This is a genomic window from Streptomyces sp. NPDC001108 (assembly GCF_053598535.1).
Window position 1 is genome coordinate 1 of the sequence record NZ_JBSFKL010000030.1, and the last position, 18,473, is coordinate 18,473.

An 18,473-nucleotide genomic window follows, 5' to 3' on the forward strand; every position below is an offset into this window, starting at 1 on the left:
CCCTCGCCGCCAGCCCGTCTTTTCAGCGCGAAGCACCCGCAGTCGCCGGTGCGGTGGGCCACGGAGGATTACGGATCGTGGGCGTCCCCGGGACTGGTCCGCGGGGGTGGACGCGGGGTGGCTGGCCGGGGCCGACTTGTACAAGGCCAGAACGGCCCCGGCTCAAGAGCCGGGGCCGGGGCTCGGCAGCGGTCAGGAAGCCGAGACAGGGGCGTTTTCTCCAGAGCTGGGCGTGCGCGGATTGGGAGCAGGCGAGGCAGCCGGAGCATTGGAGCGCGACCGACGTTGGGTGCGTGCACCCTTGGGCCGTCCTTGAGGCCGTCGAGTCGGTTCGCCGGCTCCCATCTGCCGCAGCTCTTCGGGGGTCCAGCCCGCCGCCGTCGCGTCGGCGTAGGCAGCGCCGTACGCCTTCTCTGCGTCGTCGAGAAGGTCCTGGAGACGCTTGCGCTCGGCGATGGTATTGGCCAGGGGAGGGATCACGCTCATGCGCGTAGCGAGTAGTTCCTGGGCCGTGACCAGCACAGGCGATTGTGCGTCAGATTCGGGTGCATTCTCAGCGGGTGTCATCATGCGCGCCATGGTAGCGCCGGCTGCCGCGTAGGTGAGTCTGCCATCGCCCGTTGAGCGAGGGCAGAAGGGGGTGCCGGGCAGGCCCAGGCACCCCCTTTCGCGGCGGAGCCGCGAGCCGCCCTAGAAGCCCGGCACCCCAGCCAAACGGCCCTCCGTTGTCGGAGCAAGTTGTTCGTTATTGTTCCAATAACGAGGCAGCGGCGGCCCCTTCCTCGCTATGCTCGGTCGTTCGGGGCCTCCTTTTCGGTCCGGGCACGGACCGAGGGTTTGGGGCTGCCTCTCTGCGAGAGACAGGGATTCATGAGCACTGATGAACCGCCGCGTACGCATCGACGTGCGCGCAAAGCCCAACGCCGTACGCATCGTGTGAACCTGGCCTATGACGATGTCGAGTACGGCACCGTTCAGGTAGCCGCCACGCTCGCTGGCCTGAGAGTTGCCGCGTACGCCGCCCGCGCCGCACTCGCAGTCGCCAAAGAGGAGATCCGGCCGCTGCCTGCCGACGAGAAAGAGCGGATGCGAACCTTCGTTGACGCTCGTATCGCGGTCGACCGGATCGGCACCAACGTCAACCAGATCGCGCGGGTTCTCAACAGCCAGGGTGACGAGACCGCCGAACGGATTAATGCCGTTCTCGCACGGGCAGAGCAGGCAGTTATGCGACTGGACGAGGCAACGATTGCCGTGCTGGAAGGCCGGTTGTGATTCCCAAGCGTGCGAAGGACGGAGAGCGGACAACCGGTTTGCTGTACTACCTGTACGGGCCGGGCAGGCGTGACGAGCACATAGATCCACACATGGTGGCCGCATGGAGCCCCGGAGTCCTTGACCCCGGGCGGGACGCCGGTACGTCGATCCCGCGTCTGGCCGCTCTCCTGGACGCACCCGTTTTCGCGCTGGAGGGTACACCACAGGAGAAGCACGTCTATCACGTGCCAGTGCGGCTTCATCGGCACGACCGCAAGCTTTCTGACGCGGAGTGGGCCGAGGTCGCGGCCGAGATCATGGACGCCACAGGAGTAGCACCGAAGGGTGACCCTCAGGCCGCTCGATGGGTCGCCGTCCGGCACGCCGACGATCACATTCACATTGTGGCGACGCTGGCCCGTCAGGATGGATTGAAGGTGCATCTTGAGTTCGACAAGCGGAAGATGCAGGAGCGAGCCCGGGAACTCGAAGTCCGGTACGGACTTCGTCGGCTGACGAGCGGTGACAGGACCGCGAGCAAGTGGCCTACGACAGCAGAGACGCAAAAGGCGAAGCGCAAGGGACGCGACGAGCCACCGCGGATCACTCTTCAAGGCAAGGTGCGCGAGGCCGCCGCCGTGAGTGGTTCGGATGACGAGTTTTTCGCGGCGATCCAGCGCGCCGGGCTCCGGCTGAACAAGCGCACGGCACTAGACGGAGCTGTCACTGGCTATGCGGTTGCGCTGCCCGGAGACCGCACAGGAGCTGGTCGCGCCGTGTGGTTCTCCGGCTCACGGCTTGCCCCTGATCTGTCCCTCCCTCGCGTCCGTGAGCGCTGGACGGGAGTACCTCCCGGAACACGCTCAGTTAGTGCCGGTCGCGTCGCCAGCAAGGCCGCCGCGTGGCAGACGGCGGCCGGACATGTCCACCAGGCCGCCGCGATTCTCGGTCAGTCGGGGAACGAGGCCGGGGCAGGCGAGATGATGGCGCTCTCGGATTTTCTGACCACCTACGCGGCCCAGGCCCCGGCCGAGGTCCGTCAGGAACTACGGGCGGCCGCGCGGGCATTTGAGCGCGCGGGACGTGCCCCCACGTCGAGGCGGATGCACAGCGAGGCGAGCCGCCATCTACGTACGGCGACACAGCTTGTCGTCATGAGTGCATCGCTCGGGGTGACCGGTGGGGAGGTAGCGGCAGCGCTCACGATCCTGGTTGCCGCCGCCCTGGCGGTCATCGCTGCCCAGCGCTTCCACCGGGCCGCCGAGCACCGGGCCCAGGAGCAGGCCGCCGCTGGAGCCGGCTACCACCTGCGGGCCGCTACCGAAGTCGCCTACGGTGCCAGTGCGGGCAGCAACCGCAAGCGCGGAAGCCGCGCGAGCTGGCAGCGTGCCGGGCGGTGGTCAGACGGACATGCGTTGGTCGAGGCGTACGCGCCGATGGTGCGCGAGGCGATCCCCGAGGTTGCGGAAAGGGTGCTCGACGAGGCTGCGTGGCCAGCACTGGCCGCCACGCTCAGGCAGGCGGAAAACGCGGGGTACGAGCCCGCGCGGGTGCTCGCCGAGGTGGCGGCACAGCGTGGGTTCGGGGATGCCGACAGCGCCGCCGAAGTTCTCGTGTGGCGACTGCAACGGCGCATGGCCAGCGACACCCCCGATGCATTCAACGGTCGGCCCCAGCAGGGTGCAGACCACTCGGCATCTACCCGTCCGGAAGGTGGTACGGAGACCGGCGGATCACGCAGGCCCATCGAGGATCAGGAGGACGTCGCCGAGGACGGTTCGGAGAGCCCAGCCGCACCGATGAAACCGCCGCCGGTGCTGAACCGGAGCGAGGTAGTCGAGGCCACGCCACTTGGTGAAGGCGACATGCTCACCTTCGGGGATGCCGTGCGTCAGGCCGTACCCGCGTATGCGGCGGATGTGCTCGCTGACCCGGCGTCGGCGACACTGGCCGCCTACCTGATCAAGGCATCAGGTGAGGGGCATAACCCCGTGGAATTGCTCGCCGAGGTGGCTGCCGCCCGGGAACTTGTGGACGCCGACAGTGTGGCCCAGGTACTCACCTGGCGACTCCAAGGGCGCCTGAGCGGCAGAGAGATGCCAACCCCGCTTGCTCGGGCCACCGGCCGCCGCGCGAACGAGCCCAGTGCGCCGAGTCCGGGCGAGCGAACAGCCGCAGACCGTGCCGCCCAGGAGGCAGCACAGCGACGCGGGCAGAGCCGGGGCCCACGTCGCTAGCACGTGTGAATGACCGCCGGGAAGCCGCGAAAACCCCGGCGTTCAGGGCCGTAGAGAACTACCGTCAGAACAGGCATTTAAGAAGGGGTGGGACACGATGATGATGCAGAACGGGGTGAACCGGTGAGCAATACAAACCCGATGGAGCAGGCAGGAGGGCAGGCCGTGCAGACGGCCGCCGTCGCTCTTCAGGTGCTGGTCCTGGCAGCACAAGCACTGAGCGAGGCATCACGGCGCGAAGTTCCTCACCCGAGAGGTGCGGCACCCACGCCGACACCGCAGCCGACTCCCGCACGGCCGCCGGCTAACCCTGACCACGAGCGGTACGCCCACATGGTTCGGGGCATTGTCCAACCGCCCGCGGTGGCTGAGGCCATGGTCAAGGCGCCACAGTGGACGCAGCTTGCCGGTGAGCTGAAGAAACTGGAGAGCGCCGGGGTGAACGTGGGGCAGTTCCTCACCGACGCGGCTCCCGTCATTGCGCGCATGGACGCGGACATGAGAGCAGGAGCCACCGCGCCAGGAGTCACCGCGTCTCCCGCTGTGAATCTCCGCGACCCGTGGGCACCGCCGCCCGGCAGAGAGCGAGTCAAGGGCGACGAGCCCGGCGTGATCAAAAGGGTCGTTGAGTGGGTGAAACAGGTTGCATCCAAGCTGGTCGAGAAAGTCACCGGCCAGGACAAGCCCGCGACCGCGTTGGGTGAGCGGAGCAAGGAATTGGCCCGGCTCGGCATCGGTGCTCAGGAGAACTCACGACTCGTGGTTGTCGCCCGAGAGTCGCTGGCCGACGAGGACATGTTGACCCAGATGGTCACCTCCCGTGAATGGCCCGGCATTGCCAGCCAGGTCAAGACGCTTCAGGAAGCGGGGCACAACCCGCGTGAGGCCCTGGCCGGTGTCCCTGTCCGGATGCAGCAGGCAGCCGCCGCCGGTATCACCCTCAGCCCCTCCGAAGCCGCCCGGGGACTGCTCGCCGACCAGGCCAAAACACCCGCCCCGGCGAAGTCGTCCGCCACGCCTACTCCCCCAGCACCGGTCGTCGCAGCCACGACCACGACCGCTCCGACGACGAGCCCCACCCCCACACCGGCCCGCGCGTCGGCAGCGTCGGCGCAGTCGACGACCGCCACACCAGGGGCAGCCCCGTCACCGGGGCCGACAGCCGCCCCCGCCGTGCCGACCGCATCGGCCGCGCCGACCCGCACCCAAGCACGCTGATAGCTCACCACACACAGAAGGAGGCACCCATGAATCTCCACGGGCGAACCCCCCAGCGGGCAGGCGCGGAAGAGCCCGTCCGCAAGGCGGACTTTCCCGCGGGCGGCAGCGACGACGCCGAGGCCCGCCGCCAGGCCGCCGCGCATGTCCGTAGCAGCACCGCAGCCCAGTCCCGTTCGGATGTTGCGCTCGGCGATGCGGACGCTGCCCGCGGTAGGGCTACCGAGGCGGAGGGGCGAGATGATACGGCGACGGCCGGGGCCGAGTGGAGCGATGCGGCAGGACTAGACGGACTGGCTGCGCACGAGGCCAGCACATCGGCCATCGACGCCCGTGCCGCAGCAGCCACCGCCCGGTCCACCACCGTTCCGACAGGGCAGCAGAATCGAGGACGAGCCGCCCGCAAGAACACGCCGGGGCCGGGAGGAGAGGGGCCGGGGCGTGCTCCCACACCCCCGCCCGGAGCCGCCCGCCGTAGCATCGGGTAAAGAGCCCGGACGCATCAGAAGGGCCGGAGGGGAAATCCCTCCGGCCCTTCGGCCTGTACAGGCGAACTCTCAGCCGTCGACCACTTCCGGCTCCGAGACGACCGGCGGGGCGGGTGCCGGGTCGACCGGTGGCACGGGCAGCACAGTGTGTTGCGGCCGGTCCGGGTTGGTCATGCAGCCGGCGAACGGGCCATCGGCGCCACGGAGCTGAGCCAACATCGGGTCCAGGTGGTCACGGTGCCATACGGAGGGGCCGGTGAGCCCGCAGGTTTCCGGGTTCGTGAGCTCCTGCCACGCCAGCCACGTGGCATGGAGCCGGGCGACGGCCGCAGGGTGTTCCCACCACCGCGGGCACCAGGGGGCCGAGGAGGAAACCTCCCCGAAGTACGTCGGTACTAGCAGGTCGCGCACCCAGCCGGCCAGCGCCGCGAGCTCGGCCGCGTACTTGTTGCCCGGGAGCCACAGGATGAACGGCGGAGTCTTGGGCTTCTCCTTCTCCTTGGGTTTTCCGCTCTCGCCGTCGCCGTCCTGGCTGTCACCGGAGGCGACAGCGGTAGCGAGCTGGTTCACCTTTTTGGTGTTGTGCTCCAGCTGAGAGGCGAACCCGTAGACAATGGCTTTGAGGTCCTCGAAGTCCTCCGCGAGGACTTCAGCGGTGGGGGTGTCGTCGCTCACGCCGCGATGACCTTCCTTGAGGCACGGGCCGCGATTTCGGCAATCTCTACGTCGGACGCGGCGGACAGGTCGCCCGCATCCGGTTCCAGGTACCAGGGCCGCAGCCGGATCATGCCGACGCGGACACCGGTTGCCAGCAGCAGCGCCCGCCCCCTTGGAAGCGCGCGGATCTCCGCGGCCTCCATGACCCGCTCACGCCGCCGGGAGGTGGAGACGCTGCGACCGGTCGAGCCGTGCGAGACGGACGTTTCACTGACCTTGTGCTCACCGACGAGCCGGGAGACCTTTTCTGCGAACTCCGCATCGTCCAGGCCGGAGCCCAGGGCCTTGATGGTGGCCGCCGACCACAGGGCATCCATGCCAGCCTCACCCCAGACGCGGACGCCCTGACGGTAGGACTGGAGGATGGTCACCGGGATGACGCCGCGCGAGCCGAGATGCGAGTACAGGTCGGGTAGATCCTCGATCCGGCACACGTTCGCCGCCTCGTCGAGCACCGCGACCAACGGGGCGTCGAGTCGGCCGCCGGCTCGCTCGGCGGCCATCATCGCGGCCCGCAGGACCGCATCCGCCGCCGCGGCGATGACACCGGCCGCCGACCCGCCGCCGTCCTTGGACAGCAGATAGAGCGTGTCCCGGGAGCGTACGAAGTCGTCCGGACGGAACTCTTTTGCGCGGGGGTCGGGGGTGACCCAGGCCAGCGTTTCGGGGTCGAGGAGGCAGGCGACGCACTGACGGGCGGTCTCGTAAATCCCGTCGCGGGTGTCGGCCGCGCCCGCCACGGTCGAGGCGAGTTGCTGCGCCAACGCCTCCTTCCCTGCCGCCTTGAGCGCGCTCACCGGGCCACGGTCGCTCGGCGTGGAGAGCCAGGCCAGCACGTCAGCCACCGAGCCGCCGGAGACGGCCGCCGCGTGGAACAGGGCGGTCAGCAGGTTCTTGGCCGCACCCATCCAGAAGTCACCGCGTGATTTCTCGTCGGTGGTGGCCGCGATGAAGTGTGAGGCGAGCCGCCCGGACCCCTCGATGGTGCGAGCCGAGTTGAGAATGTTCCACCACATCGCCCGCTCGGAGTGCGTGATCGACTGGGGGTCGAGCAGCCACACCGCGCCCACGTCCAGGCGCCGGGTACGGGTGACCGCGAAAACGTCCGGCTTGTTGCTGGTGAGCATCACCGCGCCCGGAGCCCGCAGCAACGCCGGAACCGCGATGCTGGTTGACTTGCCCGATCGCGGAGCCATGATGGCAAGGATCACGTCCTCCCAGCTCGCCCGCAGCTCAGGTCCGCGCGAGACGTCGAGGTTGCCCAGCAACACCCCCGTGTCGTCCGGCTCGATGATCTCCTCCCCCTTGAGGGAGGGCCGCAGAGCCCGGGCCCGGGCGGTCATCGCTTTGGGCGCGAGCGGGGCCAGTTCCCGCATGCCCGCCAGGCCCGCGCGGTGGGAGAAGAACCGCCGCCACAGGAGGAAGCCGACCACGGCGAGGCCGGAAAGGACGAGGACCAGGAGCACGGCCGCGCCGACACCGGCCGCCGTCGCGTGCCCGGGCCACAGCCGGCCGGGGCCGCCCGACACAAGGGAGACCGCCGACTTGATCGAGTACGCGGGCGGGGCCCAGCCGCCGCCGGACAGTGCGACACCGAGCGTGCCGCCGACGTAGGCGCCGGTGTAGAGCACGGTGGAGCCGACGATCACGCCGAGGACCGCGAGCGGGGCGCCCGCCCCAGCCCCCGCCCCGTGGCTGGAGTCGGTCATGCTGCCCCCTCTTTCTGGTGCTTCTTGGACGGGTCGGTCTCGTAGAGCCGCCGTTCCGCGTCAGTCAGCTGGAGCCGGACGGGGGTGCCGGGACGGGTGCCCAGGCGGAGCATGTATTTCCCACGTCCCGGGTGGACTTGGCGGGTGCCGTCCAAGCCGGTACCGGACGAGGACGACCACGAGGCGATGAGAGCAATCTCGGCATCTGTCAGCGGCCGCTGCGCTGACACGCGTTCCAGCTCGCCGACAGAGAGCGCCCCAAGGATCATCGAGTCGCACCGGTCGATCATGCCCAGGGCTTTTGCCCGGTCCTGCGGGGTTGGCAGGCTCTCCGGGTCGCGAAGGGAGTGTGTGATGAACAAAGTCACTTCGTTGCGGGCCCTGTTGAGCCGGGTCATGGAGTCGAAGGCGTCCACGATGCCGGGGCCGGCTCGCAGGGCCCGCCACATTTCGTCCAGCGGCAGTACGAGCGGGGAATTCATGAGCCCGACCGCGCGTGCTGAGTCGATCGAGCTGTAGGCGTAGGCCCAGGTGGCGAGCAACCCGGAGCTGACCACGTGATCACCTGCGGTCAGGAGACTGGACAGGTCCACAGACAGAGCCGGGGCCGCCAGGTCCAGGGGGGTGGTGGTCGGGCCGTCGAACAATCCGCTCAGCGGGCCGACGCACAAGTTTTCCAGCGCGTGTGTGATCCCGCGGACCAGCGCCCTGTATTCCTCCTCCCCCTGCACCATGAGGTGTGACCGCAACTCCTCCGGGCCCTCCCGCAGCACCCTGACGACGTCGGGAATGATCGGGTCGCCCTCCCCCACATGCGCGGCGGTCACGAGCCGGATAGCGTGCTCGATGACGTTGCGTTCGGTCGGGTTCGGGCGCCGGTCCATTTCCGTGGTCAGCAGCGCGTGAAGCAGTTCGCTGCGGCGGCCGGTGATCTCCGCCAGGAGGGCATCCCGGCGGCCCGGGTCGAGGGTGGGCAGGATCTTCCGCAGCGGACCGGAGTCCAGCGGGTTGATCCGGTCCAGCCCCCGCCCGATCCTCACTACCTGACCGCCGAGCTCGCGGACGAGGTCGGCGTACTCCCCCTTGACGTCTCCGGGTACGACGAGCTTGTACCCGTAGGCCGTGTAGACGAGGCAAATGCGCTTGGCAATGGCGGACTTGCCGACCCCCGGCTGTGCCTGAATCCACACGCCGGGGTTGGTGACCAGGGAGCCGATCCAGCCCGACGGGTCGAAGCAGACCAGCTCATGCGTCAGCTGGTCGTAGCCGATGGGGACGCCCTCGGGCGGGAGGCCACCGCCTAGGACGAAGGGGTAGAGGCCAGCGGTCTGCACGGTGCTGGAGAGGTAGACCGCGCCGCGGTCGAGGACAGCGGCGCGGCCCCGACCCGTACCCTTCCAGCCCCGGCGCGAAGCGATCACGTGAGGGTTGAGACGCCAGCCGCCGGTAGGCTCGGGCGCGGTCGTCCCGGCGGTTACCGCCCGCCGGGACGACGCGCCCGTGCGGGCGGTCCTGGTGAACTTCATATCGTCGTCCTTAGAGCAGAGGGTTGATGCCGACCGGCAGGCCCACGAGCATGGCGGCGCTCTGTCCACCGAAGGCGGGCCGGAACCGGAGACCGCCGGCGGAGCGGGCCGCCTTGTCGACCTCCCGGCGCGCTGCGGGCAGGTCCGCCACGTCGCCCACGGTGGTGGTCACGTGGATGGACCACTGAACTAGCCCCGCGCCAACCGCTTCTTCCGCTGCTGTGCGCTCGGCGTGCTCGGCGTCGACCCGCTCCCGCCGGGTGGGCGTCCGCTTGGTGCGCTGCCGGTACTCCGCTCGCGCCTCATTGGCGTTCACCTCCCGCTCCACCACCGCCATGGCTTCTTCCGTGGGCAGGACCCGGTAGCTGAGCGTGACCCGCCGTGTGAAAGCGCCGGGTGCCAGCAGCTTCAGCAGCACGTCGTACGGAACGGGCTTGCGCGGCGCTTCCCGCAGCACGTACGAGACGGAGTGATACCCGTCGTGCCGGTAGGAGTCCCAGCCATCTTCGGTCGCCACGGGGCCCACTTCGTGCCAGACGAGGTCCGCGATCTGATCGGCCGGGGCATCCATGTCAGCGGGGACGTACGCCCCGCGGACCAGCCGTTTGATGTCCGAGTCCGTGGCGCGTCGCAGCACATCCGCCCCGGCCCCCGACAGGTCCACCGCGTCCAGAGTGCCCAGGGCGACGGCCGCCGCTTCGGCAGGGCCCTTGGGACGCTCGGGCGTCCTGGCCGGGTCGACGACCAGGGACAGCCACGCGGCGAGCTGCGCCGACGCACGGGGAGCCCGGTCGACGAGTTCACGGATCGCCTGTTTCGCCAGGGCCGGGGCGGCCGGGTCGAGGCGGCCCTTTACGTGATCCGACAGGGCCGCGCCGCTGGAGGGAGTGATCTGGAGAGTCACGGCCGCACCCTGCACGCCGTCCTCATCCGCGAGTCGGGCGAGCGCATCGCCCCAGGCCGAGACTTGGGCCCGGACGGTGGCCCCGGACGCGAGGAGGGAGCCGGCCGGGTTGAGCAGGAGCGCGGCCGCCATGGTGCCGGTGCGCTGATTCCACACCAGCCCCACGGGCCCGCGGCCATCAGGTGATTCCGCCCGGACCAGCTTGGTCGGGGCCGCCATGCCGGGCAGGTCCAGAGCCTCAGGGGAGGGGAGGAAGACGGACCGGTACGACGTCTCACCGCGCATGTGGCCCAGGCTCCACCGAGCACGGGCCGTCACGTAGGACAGCAGCGGCATACCGTGCCTCTGCCACACGGTCAGCGTGATGACGACCAGCGACAGCGGGACCGTGGCCCCGAGTGTGGTGATCGATCCGCCCAGGATGATGACCAGGACCGGGGCGAGCAGGGCGCCCACCACAATCACGGTCTGAGGCGCGTTCAGGGACATGATGCCCATGCTCTTGCTGCGGCGCCATCCGCCGTACAGCTGTTGCGTTTCCGTGGCCATGGTGCGTCTACTCCGTTCCGCCGACCGCGCCGCCGGCCTTGTTGACTGCTTGCTTGCCCGCTTCCGCCGCCACCAGGGCGATCGTCACAGGACCCCCCGCCGTCGCGGCTGTGGACGCGGTGGCCGTCGAGGTACCCGTTGCCGCAGCCGTCTGGCCCGCTCCGGCCGCAGCCGTCTCGGCCCCCGCCGCTGCCTCTGGGCCCGCAGTCGGCTGCTGGGGGATGCTGCCGCTCTCTCCCGGCGAATCCGCCGCAGGTGTCGAGGCCGGACCGGTGCGCTCCATATGAGCGGCGTGGTCGCTCGCAGCCGTCGAGCTGGGCGGGCCGCTGGGCGGGCCGCTGGGTGCCCCACCGCCAGAAGGCTGGCCGCCAGGAGCCGGGCTACCCCCGTCGTTGGACCCCGATGCCATCTGCGAGCCCATTGCGCCGCCGACCATGCCCAGCACGCCACCCAGGGCACCCCCGCTGGATACCGCACTACCCATCGACATTCCGAGCGGTGCGAAGAGAGCAAGAAGCGACTTGAGGGCAATTACTGAAAGGGCCAGCGTTACGATTCCGCGGATGAAATCAAGAATCCCTTTTCCGTTGCCCATTTCGGTGAAGCCGACGGAGATAATCAGGGCCGCCATCGGCTTGTACGTAATGATGACCATGATCGACGTGAAAAGACGAGGGAGCCATTGTCGGGAGCTTTCGCCGCCCACCTGTCCGGCTCCGGCGATGGGCAGGAGCAGGGCTTGAATCGGAATCGCTGCCTGACGCAGAAACAACATCACGATCTGAATTCCGCCAACGATGAGGACGATCAGGGCGATTACCAGGAGCCCCATGGGGTTGGCGATGGCAGGCAGCAGCATGAGCGCCATCCGATCCGGCACATCGTCGCCGCCGAAGCCGACGTAGAGAATGGACTCTGTGAGCTTGTCCGATGCGATCAGCAGGGCATCGACAACGGCCACACCGGCGGCACTGACCACCACATTGATCATGAGCCCTTGGATTACCTGGACGAGCGGGGCTCCCTTCCTCTGAATGATCATCCTGATGCCCTGGAACATCACCAGGAGTGTGGCGATTCCGGCCCCAATTCCCACCATCAGTGCGTGCAGACTTAGGGATTTCGTTGGATCGCCGGACGTGCAACCCTTGTCTGATTCCGGATCGCAGCCCAAAACTCCGGAATCCTTTACTTGGACCGAGTCGGTCATGAGCCAGAATCCGAATCCGGCGCGCATGAAATCACCGGTGAATTCCGCCATGGACTTGGCGGCATCCCCGAGTACCGAGTTGGCTACGGCCTTGGCCGCACCGCTCGCCACTTTCTTATGGACGTCAACCGTTCCCTTGACGGCTTTTTTTGCGCACCGCAGCCCCGTCGCAGGGTTCTTCGGAGTGTTGGGCAAAAGGAATCCGACACACTTCCCGATCCCCCACCAGTCAGCAGCCGGGGCGAGCTGCGGGCCTGCCACTGGTGCCGCCTGCACCGTCGCGGATGCTGACGGAGCCGACAGGACGGCGGCCAGCAGCAGCGCACCCACGAGGGCCGCCAGCCGTCCGAGTTTGGTTGTCACCGCCGGTCCCCTTCCTGGATCGCCTTCCAGCCGCCGGAGTTGAATCCGGGTGTGCCCAGGTCGACGGGGTCCGGCAGGTCATCGGTTGGCGCGGTCGGCTCGATCTTCCAATCGCCGGCCTCCCAAATCGCGCGGCCGGGCGTTACTACCAGGTCCGTGCTGATCTTCTTTCCCGTTCCCGGGGAATGCGTGACCCGCATAAGGACCAGCACGTCAACGGAGCCGGTATCCACGGCAGTCCACTGCACGCCGATCGGCCAGGCGTTAAGGGTGGCGCCCTCGGGGACGGGCCCCTTTGGCGGGACGCCCGCGTATTCGCGGTTTCCTACGGCTCCGTCCTCGGCGGCGTCGGCCATGTCGGCTCGGTACTGAGAGGCCGCGTACGTGAGGATGCCGTGCCTGATCTGCCCGGCGTCCCAGGAGTAGGCGTTGCGGGACGAGGCCACGGCCATAGCTGCCGCGCCCTCGGGGGTACGCGGGAAGCGCACCGGCAGGCCGCCTGCCTTGGCACTTCCGTCCGGGAGCTTGACGTACTCCTCGGGAGCAACGTACCCGCCGCTCTCTTCGGGCAGCGTCGGGGCCGGAGAGGGTGCGCTGGCTGACGGCCGGGGTGCCGGAGCGCTGTTGTCGTGGTCGGTCGGCCGCCCGGTGGTCACCGCGATGACGACGAGGGCGGCGACGAGCACCAGGACGACGAGCACCAGGACGACGACCAGCCGCCGCATGCGGCGGGTCGCCTGACGCTGGATGTCGAGAGTCATTTACGCCCCCATGATCGCGGGGACGACCCCGGCGGCCAGGGAGACCACCGAGAGACCGCCGACGATCCACAGGAGCCCCGTAGCCCCCTCGGCGCTCATGTGTGAGCGGTTGCGACGACCGGCCATCATCATGATGCCGCAGGCGATCAGGCCCAGGATTCCTACACCGATCGCGAGCCACTTGGCCCAGCCGATCCACGTCGGCATGATCGCCCCCATACCGGGCGGGGCGGTCGGCGGGGCATCCCACGTAGTCGGGCCATCTGCCAGAGGGATGGACGCGACCACGTCCGGGACGGCACTCATCAGCTGATTCATCTGTGTCTCCTTCAGGTGTCAGTCAAGGCCGAGATGCCGGCGCAGGTTGCGGGCGGCCTTCTGTGCATCGCGAAGCTCCAGGCCCTCCGCCGGGGTGTCGATCTCCCGCAGCCTCACCAGGTAGGGCACCTGGACAACGCCGAGGACGCGGGGCCCGATGGCCCGCATGCGATAGGCAGTTGCCCTCGGCAGCCTCAGAGGCGCGTCCCGGACGACGACCAGGTAGGGCCGGGGAACGTCGGGATGCCACGAGCCGAGGACGTGTACGGCCTTTGACATTCCGAAAGCGGTGGACTTGGCCACCACGAGCGGGATGTAATGCGGTGGCAGGTGCGAACCTCTGCCCAGCTCCATGGTCCCGCCGTCGCCGGTCGGGTCGAGCCATCGAGTGATGGTGGAAGCCCCCGCACCGCCGTGCGCTCCGATGACACCGAAGCGCGACCCCTCGCCAAGTCGAATTGCCTTATCTGCACGCTTGTTAAGCATGTTCTCACCCCCGTACTGTTCTGATCTTAGAGTGACGCTACCATGACCTACTGTCAATGCGTACTTAGATAAGTAGAGGGTTACATGAGCCCATCGAGCGGCATGCCTACCTTCCGTTCAGACCTTTTGCGTCTGCAACGGACCGAGGCGGGGCTGAGCTGTGAGCAACTGGCACTCCTTGCGGACATTGCCCCGGAGACCGTGCGCCGAGCGGAGAGGGGGAGAAGCCAGCCGTCCCCCCGCGTGGTGCGAGCCCTTGCCGCTGCACTCGGTAGCTCGGTCGACGAATTGGCGCCGCCTGAGGCGAGGGTGACTCTCAAGCAGCTAAGGCAGCGCACGGGCCGCACGCAAAAGGCTGTGGCGCTCCAGATCGGAGTGTCCACACAGATGGTCGGACGGGTGGAAAACGGGGTGTACGGAGTGAAGGAACCAGGGCGGTGGGCCGTTGCGTACCGCGTGAGCAAGGCCAGGTGGTTGAAGGCGTGGGCCGCCAGCCGCGAGGCGAAGCAGCAGAGCATCCGCCGGGCGACGACTGAGGCGCCGGAATGAAGGCCGGGGCCGCAACGGCGGTCGCGGCCATTGTCGGGTTCCCCGTAGCTGTGATCGCCCTGGTTCTCACAGGGGCGGGCGCCGATGCTTCAAACCCGGTCCTTGGCGAATCCCGCGGACTCAACCTGGCATTGATGCCAGCAGCGGGCCGCAAATACGCGCCCTGGTACGAGAAATCGGCTCAGCAGTGCCCCGGCTTGTCCCCCGCCCTTCTCGCGGCCCAGGGCTACCAGGAAAGCGGGTTCAACCCGACTATTGAAGGCCCGGCGACCCAGTACGGCACCGCAAAGGGAATCGCCCAGTTCATTGATTCAACCTGGGCAACCTGGGGCCGAGACGAAGACGGCGACGGCACCGAGCTCGGCGCCAAGGACCCCGAGGACGCCATCATGGCTCAGGGCCGGTACATGTGCAGCCTGATGAAGAGAGCCGAGAAATCAGGGTATGACGACACCCCCGTTCGACTCGCTCTCGCCGGTTACAACGCGGGTTGGGGATGGGTCGACCACTACCGCGGCGTCCCTCCCATCGATTTCGCCCGCCCCGCTGGAGCGAAGGAGGGGCAGACCTACGCCTACGTACGGATAATCACCGCCAACGCGAAGGCATGGGCGAAGGTCGGGCCAGGCGCCAGCGGGCTCGGATCAGGCAGCGGCCCGGACGCAGCCCGCCGCGCATATACACAGCTCGGAGTTAAGTACTCATGGGGAGGAGGTACCCCAGGAGGGCCCACAAAGGGCTTCTGTGACGGCCTGAATGGCTATCTCAACGGCTCGTGCAGTGCCTCCGTCACGGCCGGATTCGACTGTAGCTCGCTCGCCCAATTTGCCTGGTGGCCCAGTGTGAAACTGCCGCGTACCGCCGGCGACCAATATTCGGCGACCGCAAGCCGCCCCATCGCCCGAGGCGATCTCAAGCCGGGCGATCTCGTTTTCTGGTCCAAGAACGGCAACGGCAGCAGCGCCTACCACGTGGCTATCTACTTCGGACACGGGAATGTGGTCCACGCACCGCGGACAGGCAGAACCGTCACCATTCAGCCGATGGACGAGGCGATGCCGAAAGGGGACTACGCGGGGGCGACCCGCCCCGGCGCATAGTTTTAGCGTGGCCAAAATCGCGCACGAAGGAGCCCGCCACCATCTTCGGTGGCGGGCTCCTTCGTGCGCCGAGCCGGAGCGGCTATACGGCTCGGTCCGGTCGGCGGTCGACGTACACAATGCGGTTCCCGCTGTTGAGCGCGGCGGCGACGGCCACCAGATCGTCAACTTCCGGCGCCGGAGCTGCGGCCGGGGCCGGAGGCGCCGCCGCGATCCGGGGCCGGGACTTCCTCGCGGGCGGAGACGGCAGCAGGGGCCACCCGGCATACCCGGCACCGCGAGTCACCCCGGCAGTGTTGCGCATCTGCGCCAACAGTTCCTCGCCCACCATTTCCAGGCTCTCGCGCATCAGCTCATCACTCCGACCGCGACGGCGAGCGCTTCCAGGTCGTCAACCGGCGTCCGCGGCACCGGGATCGATGGCGGCCGCCCCGAGATCGCCCCGACCGCGAACCGCACCGGTCCCGACGAACCCGCCGGCCCCGGTCGAGCCGTCAGGGGCCGCCGACGGCCGTCCGCCGTCGTCTCCTCTACGCTGATCACGGATCCTCCCAAGGATCAAGGCCCCCGGACGCAAGCGAGCAAACGCCGTCCAGCGGGCCGACTATGAGGGGGTCGGGTGCCAGCCCGGCCCCCTCTCTTGACTACGACTGTACTTGCTTTCTAGCTAGCTAGCTAGCACGCTAGGGAGCGTGTTAGAAAGCGAGAGGGGGAGCGCGGGAGCTAGCATTTCTGCCATGACTGGACTTCAGGTTGTGGGCAGCTACTCGGAAACGGGCGGCGTCACCAAGACGGCGACCGCCGTATCCCTGGCCGTCGCGTACGCGCAGGAGTACCCCAAGGAGGAAGTGATTCTTGGGGACCTGGACCCGCGGGCGGCAGCCACCAAGTGGACCGGGGCCAAGGCCCTGACTGACGAGCGTGGCGGCGTGCTGGACATGAGCGCCATCCTTGCCGCTGACGATGTGGAGGGTTGGGCTGACGCCATCGCCGTGCCGCTTGATGCGGCGAAGGGGTGGCCCTCGAACCTGCGCGTCATTCCGAGCTCGCGCCGTCTGTCGGCTCAGGAGAAGACCCCGGACGACCACGCCGAGCGTCGACTACGGCGGAGCCTGGCCGGCACTCGGGCCGGATTCGTCGTGATCGACTTTCCGAACCGCCAAGGGGGAGTTCTCACCCAAAACGGCCTGACGGCGTGCACGAAGATCGTTTACGCTGCGCGGCCCGACGAAGACGGCTTGGACGGGGTGGACGGCGCCAAGGAGACGGTACGGAAGTTCCACGAGTATCGCGAGGAGGAAGGGTTGCCGAAGTCGCCCCACGAGGTCGGCATTGTCCTCGGGGCTGCCTACACCGGCGCCGTGTGGACCAGGGACGCCAGGCGGGCTGAGGAAGAGTTCAAACGGACCTCCCCCGGCTTGCTGCTGACGCCCTATGTGGAACAGCGAGTGATTGTGAAGGAGTGCCGCTCAGCCGGGGAGTTCTACGCCCAGTACGACGGCACCGCAGGCGGAGACAAGGTGTTCGCGGCCTATCGCGAACTGTTGCTAGACAGGATTCTTAATGACTGAGCGTGATCGTCCCACTCCTCGGCCGAGGTCGGCACCGGAGGCGCCCGACCCGGCCGTGCCGAAGGTGGGCGACGGTGCCGCCCCCGAGCCGGCGCGCAGGCGCAAAGGCCCCGCGCTGACTGTCCAGCTCAACACTCGCGTGGACCCTGACGTAGACGAGCTGGTGGCCTACGTCGGTGATGTGCGCGGCTGGAGTAAGCGGGAGACGGTCGAGAACGCCCTGCGCAAGGCGTACGCCGCCGAGCTGAAAGAGCTGAAAGCGCGCAAGGGAGCGAGCTAGGAAGCTAGCGCGCTTTGAAGCGAGCGAGCGAGCTAGCGCGCGAGCGAGAAAGAAGAGCCCTGGAGACGCCCGACTACCACGAAGCGCGCCCCCAGGGCCAACAGAATGAGGAGCAAAGTCCCCATGCACCACCACAGTAAGGCCCCCGGCCGCCGGGCAGTGCCCGCGGTCATCGACTTGACCGGAAGCCGTCAGGGGGCCGTCCGGTGATCGACTTTTCGCAGGTCACGGACTGGTTTGACCGTTCCCACCTGGTAGTCACTCTGTCCGCGTCGACCATGGCTGTTGTGCTGATTGCGATGGTCTTTCGATCAAGGACGAAGGTGCTCGACCTCGCGGCTACCGTCCGCCGCCGCCGGTTCTCTGCCGGCACGGTTGCCGCCGTTGTCGCGTTCATCATCTGTACCAGCGTCAGCCTGAATACGTCGTACCGATTCACCGGCGACCCCGATGGTCTGCACATGACCAGCGAGACCGAGCGGCTGCTGGCGTGCGCGGCATTCGAGAGCCTGCTGGCCATGTGCGTGCTAGGCGCTCGTGAGCGTCTCGCTGATACCGGCAGCCGTAGCGGGGGGTGGTACAGCAGCGCAGTATGGGTCTTCGCCGCTCTGTCCGCCGTGCCCGCGTGGCAGGAGGGTGACGGGTTCTCGGCGGCGACCGCCGTCCGCATCATCGTCGGATCCTTTGGCTCCGCCCTTGCCGCGCACTCGGCCCTTGGCCTGGAGCTGAGGCACCGTACGGGCGACGAGTCCCAAACAGCTATGGCCCAGATCGCCCGCGACCTCCGCGAGCGCTTGATGGCCACCCTCGGTCTGGCGCACCGTAGCCGCTCCGCCGAGGAGATCGCCCGGGACCGTGCGCTGGACAAGGCGGTGGACCTGAACGACAAGTACATCCGCCTGCCTGACGGCACCAAGTCTGGACGTAAGGGCCGACGGATCGCACGACGTCTCGCGGTCTGGCAGGACCGTGCCCAGCTCGCCACCGACTCGAAGCAGCGGGAGCTCTACCGGTCCCGGGTGGCACAGCGCAAGCACGCAACCTCTCTCCATATCACCGATGCCGAGTCCCCCTGGAGCCAGCCGAGCCCCGCCCAGGCCAAGGCGAACGCGCTGGGCGCGATGGAGACGCATGCCCGGCACATGGAAGGCGTCGCCGCCGAGGTCGAGGCCGCATTGATGGCACAGATCGGCACACCCGCAGCGGCACAGGGCGGCACGTCTGTGCCGG

The 18,473-nt window shown here is 68.2% G+C and carries 15 protein-coding genes and 1 pseudogene; 8 read left to right on the top strand and 8 right to left on the bottom strand.

The genetic code is table 11. The features are described 5' to 3' along the window. The first annotated feature begins 870 nt into the window (after positions 1 to 870). From mobC to ACWC97_RS33175, 3 genes are all read left to right on the top strand, one after another. Positions 871 to 1,275: a plasmid mobilization relaxosome protein MobC gene (gene mobC / locus ACWC97_RS33165; RefSeq protein ID WP_450653461.1), complete on the top strand. Its 405-nt coding sequence runs from the start codon at positions 871 to 873 to the stop codon at positions 1,273 to 1,275. Next, entirely contained in the window at positions 1,272 to 3,494 is a 2,223-nt protein-coding gene (locus ACWC97_RS33170; protein WP_450653463.1) for a relaxase/mobilization nuclease domain-containing protein, read from the top strand. Before mobC ends, ACWC97_RS33170 begins: the two co-directional genes overlap by 4 nt. 363 nt (positions 3,495 to 3,857) lie before the next feature. Continuing rightward, complete coding sequence (locus ACWC97_RS33175) at positions 3,858 to 4,712, top strand: hypothetical protein (protein ID WP_450653465.1); 855 nt, start codon at positions 3,858 to 3,860, stop codon at positions 4,710 to 4,712. A gap of 557 nt (positions 4,713 to 5,269) precedes the next feature. Here ACWC97_RS33175 and ACWC97_RS33180 read toward each other — a convergent pair. The 8 genes from ACWC97_RS33180 to ACWC97_RS33215 all read right to left on the bottom strand — a co-directional run bounded on the left by ACWC97_RS33180 (position 5,270) and on the right by ACWC97_RS33215 (position 13,743). Further along, positions 5,270 to 5,875, bottom strand: coding sequence for a DUF4913 domain-containing protein (locus tag ACWC97_RS33180; protein ID WP_450653467.1), 606 nt, complete (start codon positions 5,873 to 5,875; stop codon positions 5,270 to 5,272). Next, a complete protein-coding gene (locus ACWC97_RS33185; protein WP_450653469.1) occupies positions 5,872 to 7,626 on the bottom strand; it encodes a type IV secretory system conjugative DNA transfer family protein in 1,755 nt (584 codons plus the stop codon). The genes ACWC97_RS33180 and ACWC97_RS33185 overlap by 4 nt, the downstream gene beginning before the upstream one ends. Beyond that, on the bottom strand, positions 7,623 to 9,152 hold the full coding sequence (locus tag ACWC97_RS33190) for an ATP-binding protein (protein ID WP_450653471.1): 1,530 nt from the start codon (positions 9,150 to 9,152) through the stop codon (positions 7,623 to 7,625). The genes ACWC97_RS33185 and ACWC97_RS33190 overlap by 4 nt, the downstream gene beginning before the upstream one ends. Positions 9,153 to 9,162: 10 nt before the next feature. Continuing rightward, the gene (locus ACWC97_RS33195; RefSeq protein ID WP_450653473.1) at positions 9,163 to 10,605 is read right to left on the bottom strand and encodes an SCO6880 family protein; all 1,443 of its coding nucleotides are present in this window, start codon (positions 10,603 to 10,605) and stop codon (positions 9,163 to 9,165) included. A 7-nt stretch (positions 10,606 to 10,612) separates the two neighbouring features. Continuing rightward, positions 10,613 to 12,178 carry a hypothetical protein gene (locus ACWC97_RS33200; RefSeq protein ID WP_450653475.1) on the bottom strand — a complete coding sequence of 522 codons (1,566 nt, stop codon included), beginning with the start codon at positions 12,176 to 12,178 and terminating at the stop codon, positions 10,613 to 10,615. Further along, the gene (locus ACWC97_RS33205; protein ID WP_450653477.1) at positions 12,175 to 12,939 is read right to left on the bottom strand and encodes a hypothetical protein; all 765 of its coding nucleotides are present in this window, start codon (positions 12,937 to 12,939) and stop codon (positions 12,175 to 12,177) included. The genes ACWC97_RS33200 and ACWC97_RS33205 overlap by 4 nt, the downstream gene beginning before the upstream one ends. After that, on the bottom strand, positions 12,940 to 13,146 hold the full coding sequence (locus ACWC97_RS33210; RefSeq protein ID WP_450653479.1) for a hypothetical protein: 207 nt from the start codon (positions 13,144 to 13,146) through the stop codon (positions 12,940 to 12,942). Positions 13,147 to 13,275: 129 nt separating this feature from the next. Further along, positions 13,276 to 13,743 carry a hypothetical protein gene (locus ACWC97_RS33215; protein ID WP_450653481.1) on the bottom strand — a complete coding sequence of 156 codons (468 nt, stop codon included), beginning with the start codon at positions 13,741 to 13,743 and terminating at the stop codon, positions 13,276 to 13,278. A gap of 102 nt (positions 13,744 to 13,845) precedes the next feature. Between ACWC97_RS33215 and ACWC97_RS33220 the strand changes: the two genes are divergently transcribed. From ACWC97_RS33220 to ACWC97_RS33240, 5 genes and pseudogenes are all read left to right on the top strand, one after another. Continuing rightward, entirely contained in the window at positions 13,846 to 14,292 is a 447-nt protein-coding gene (locus ACWC97_RS33220) for a helix-turn-helix domain-containing protein (RefSeq protein ID WP_450653514.1), read from the top strand. Next, complete coding sequence (locus tag ACWC97_RS33225; RefSeq protein WP_450653483.1) at positions 14,289 to 15,392, top strand: C40 family peptidase; 1,104 nt, start codon at positions 14,289 to 14,291, stop codon at positions 15,390 to 15,392. Before ACWC97_RS33220 ends, ACWC97_RS33225 begins: the two co-directional genes overlap by 4 nt. Before the next feature lie 737 nt (positions 15,393 to 16,129). Continuing rightward, complete coding sequence (locus ACWC97_RS33230; RefSeq protein ID WP_450653485.1) at positions 16,130 to 16,963, top strand: ParA family protein; 834 nt, start codon at positions 16,130 to 16,132, stop codon at positions 16,961 to 16,963. A 139-nt stretch (positions 16,964 to 17,102) separates the two neighbouring features. Further along, complete coding sequence (locus ACWC97_RS33235) at positions 17,103 to 17,243, top strand: hypothetical protein (RefSeq protein ID WP_450653487.1); 141 nt, start codon at positions 17,103 to 17,105, stop codon at positions 17,241 to 17,243. Positions 17,244 to 17,449: 206 nt separating this feature from the next. Beyond that, positions 17,450 to 18,473 (top strand): annotated as a pseudogene (locus ACWC97_RS33240) (hypothetical protein); the annotation flags it as partial.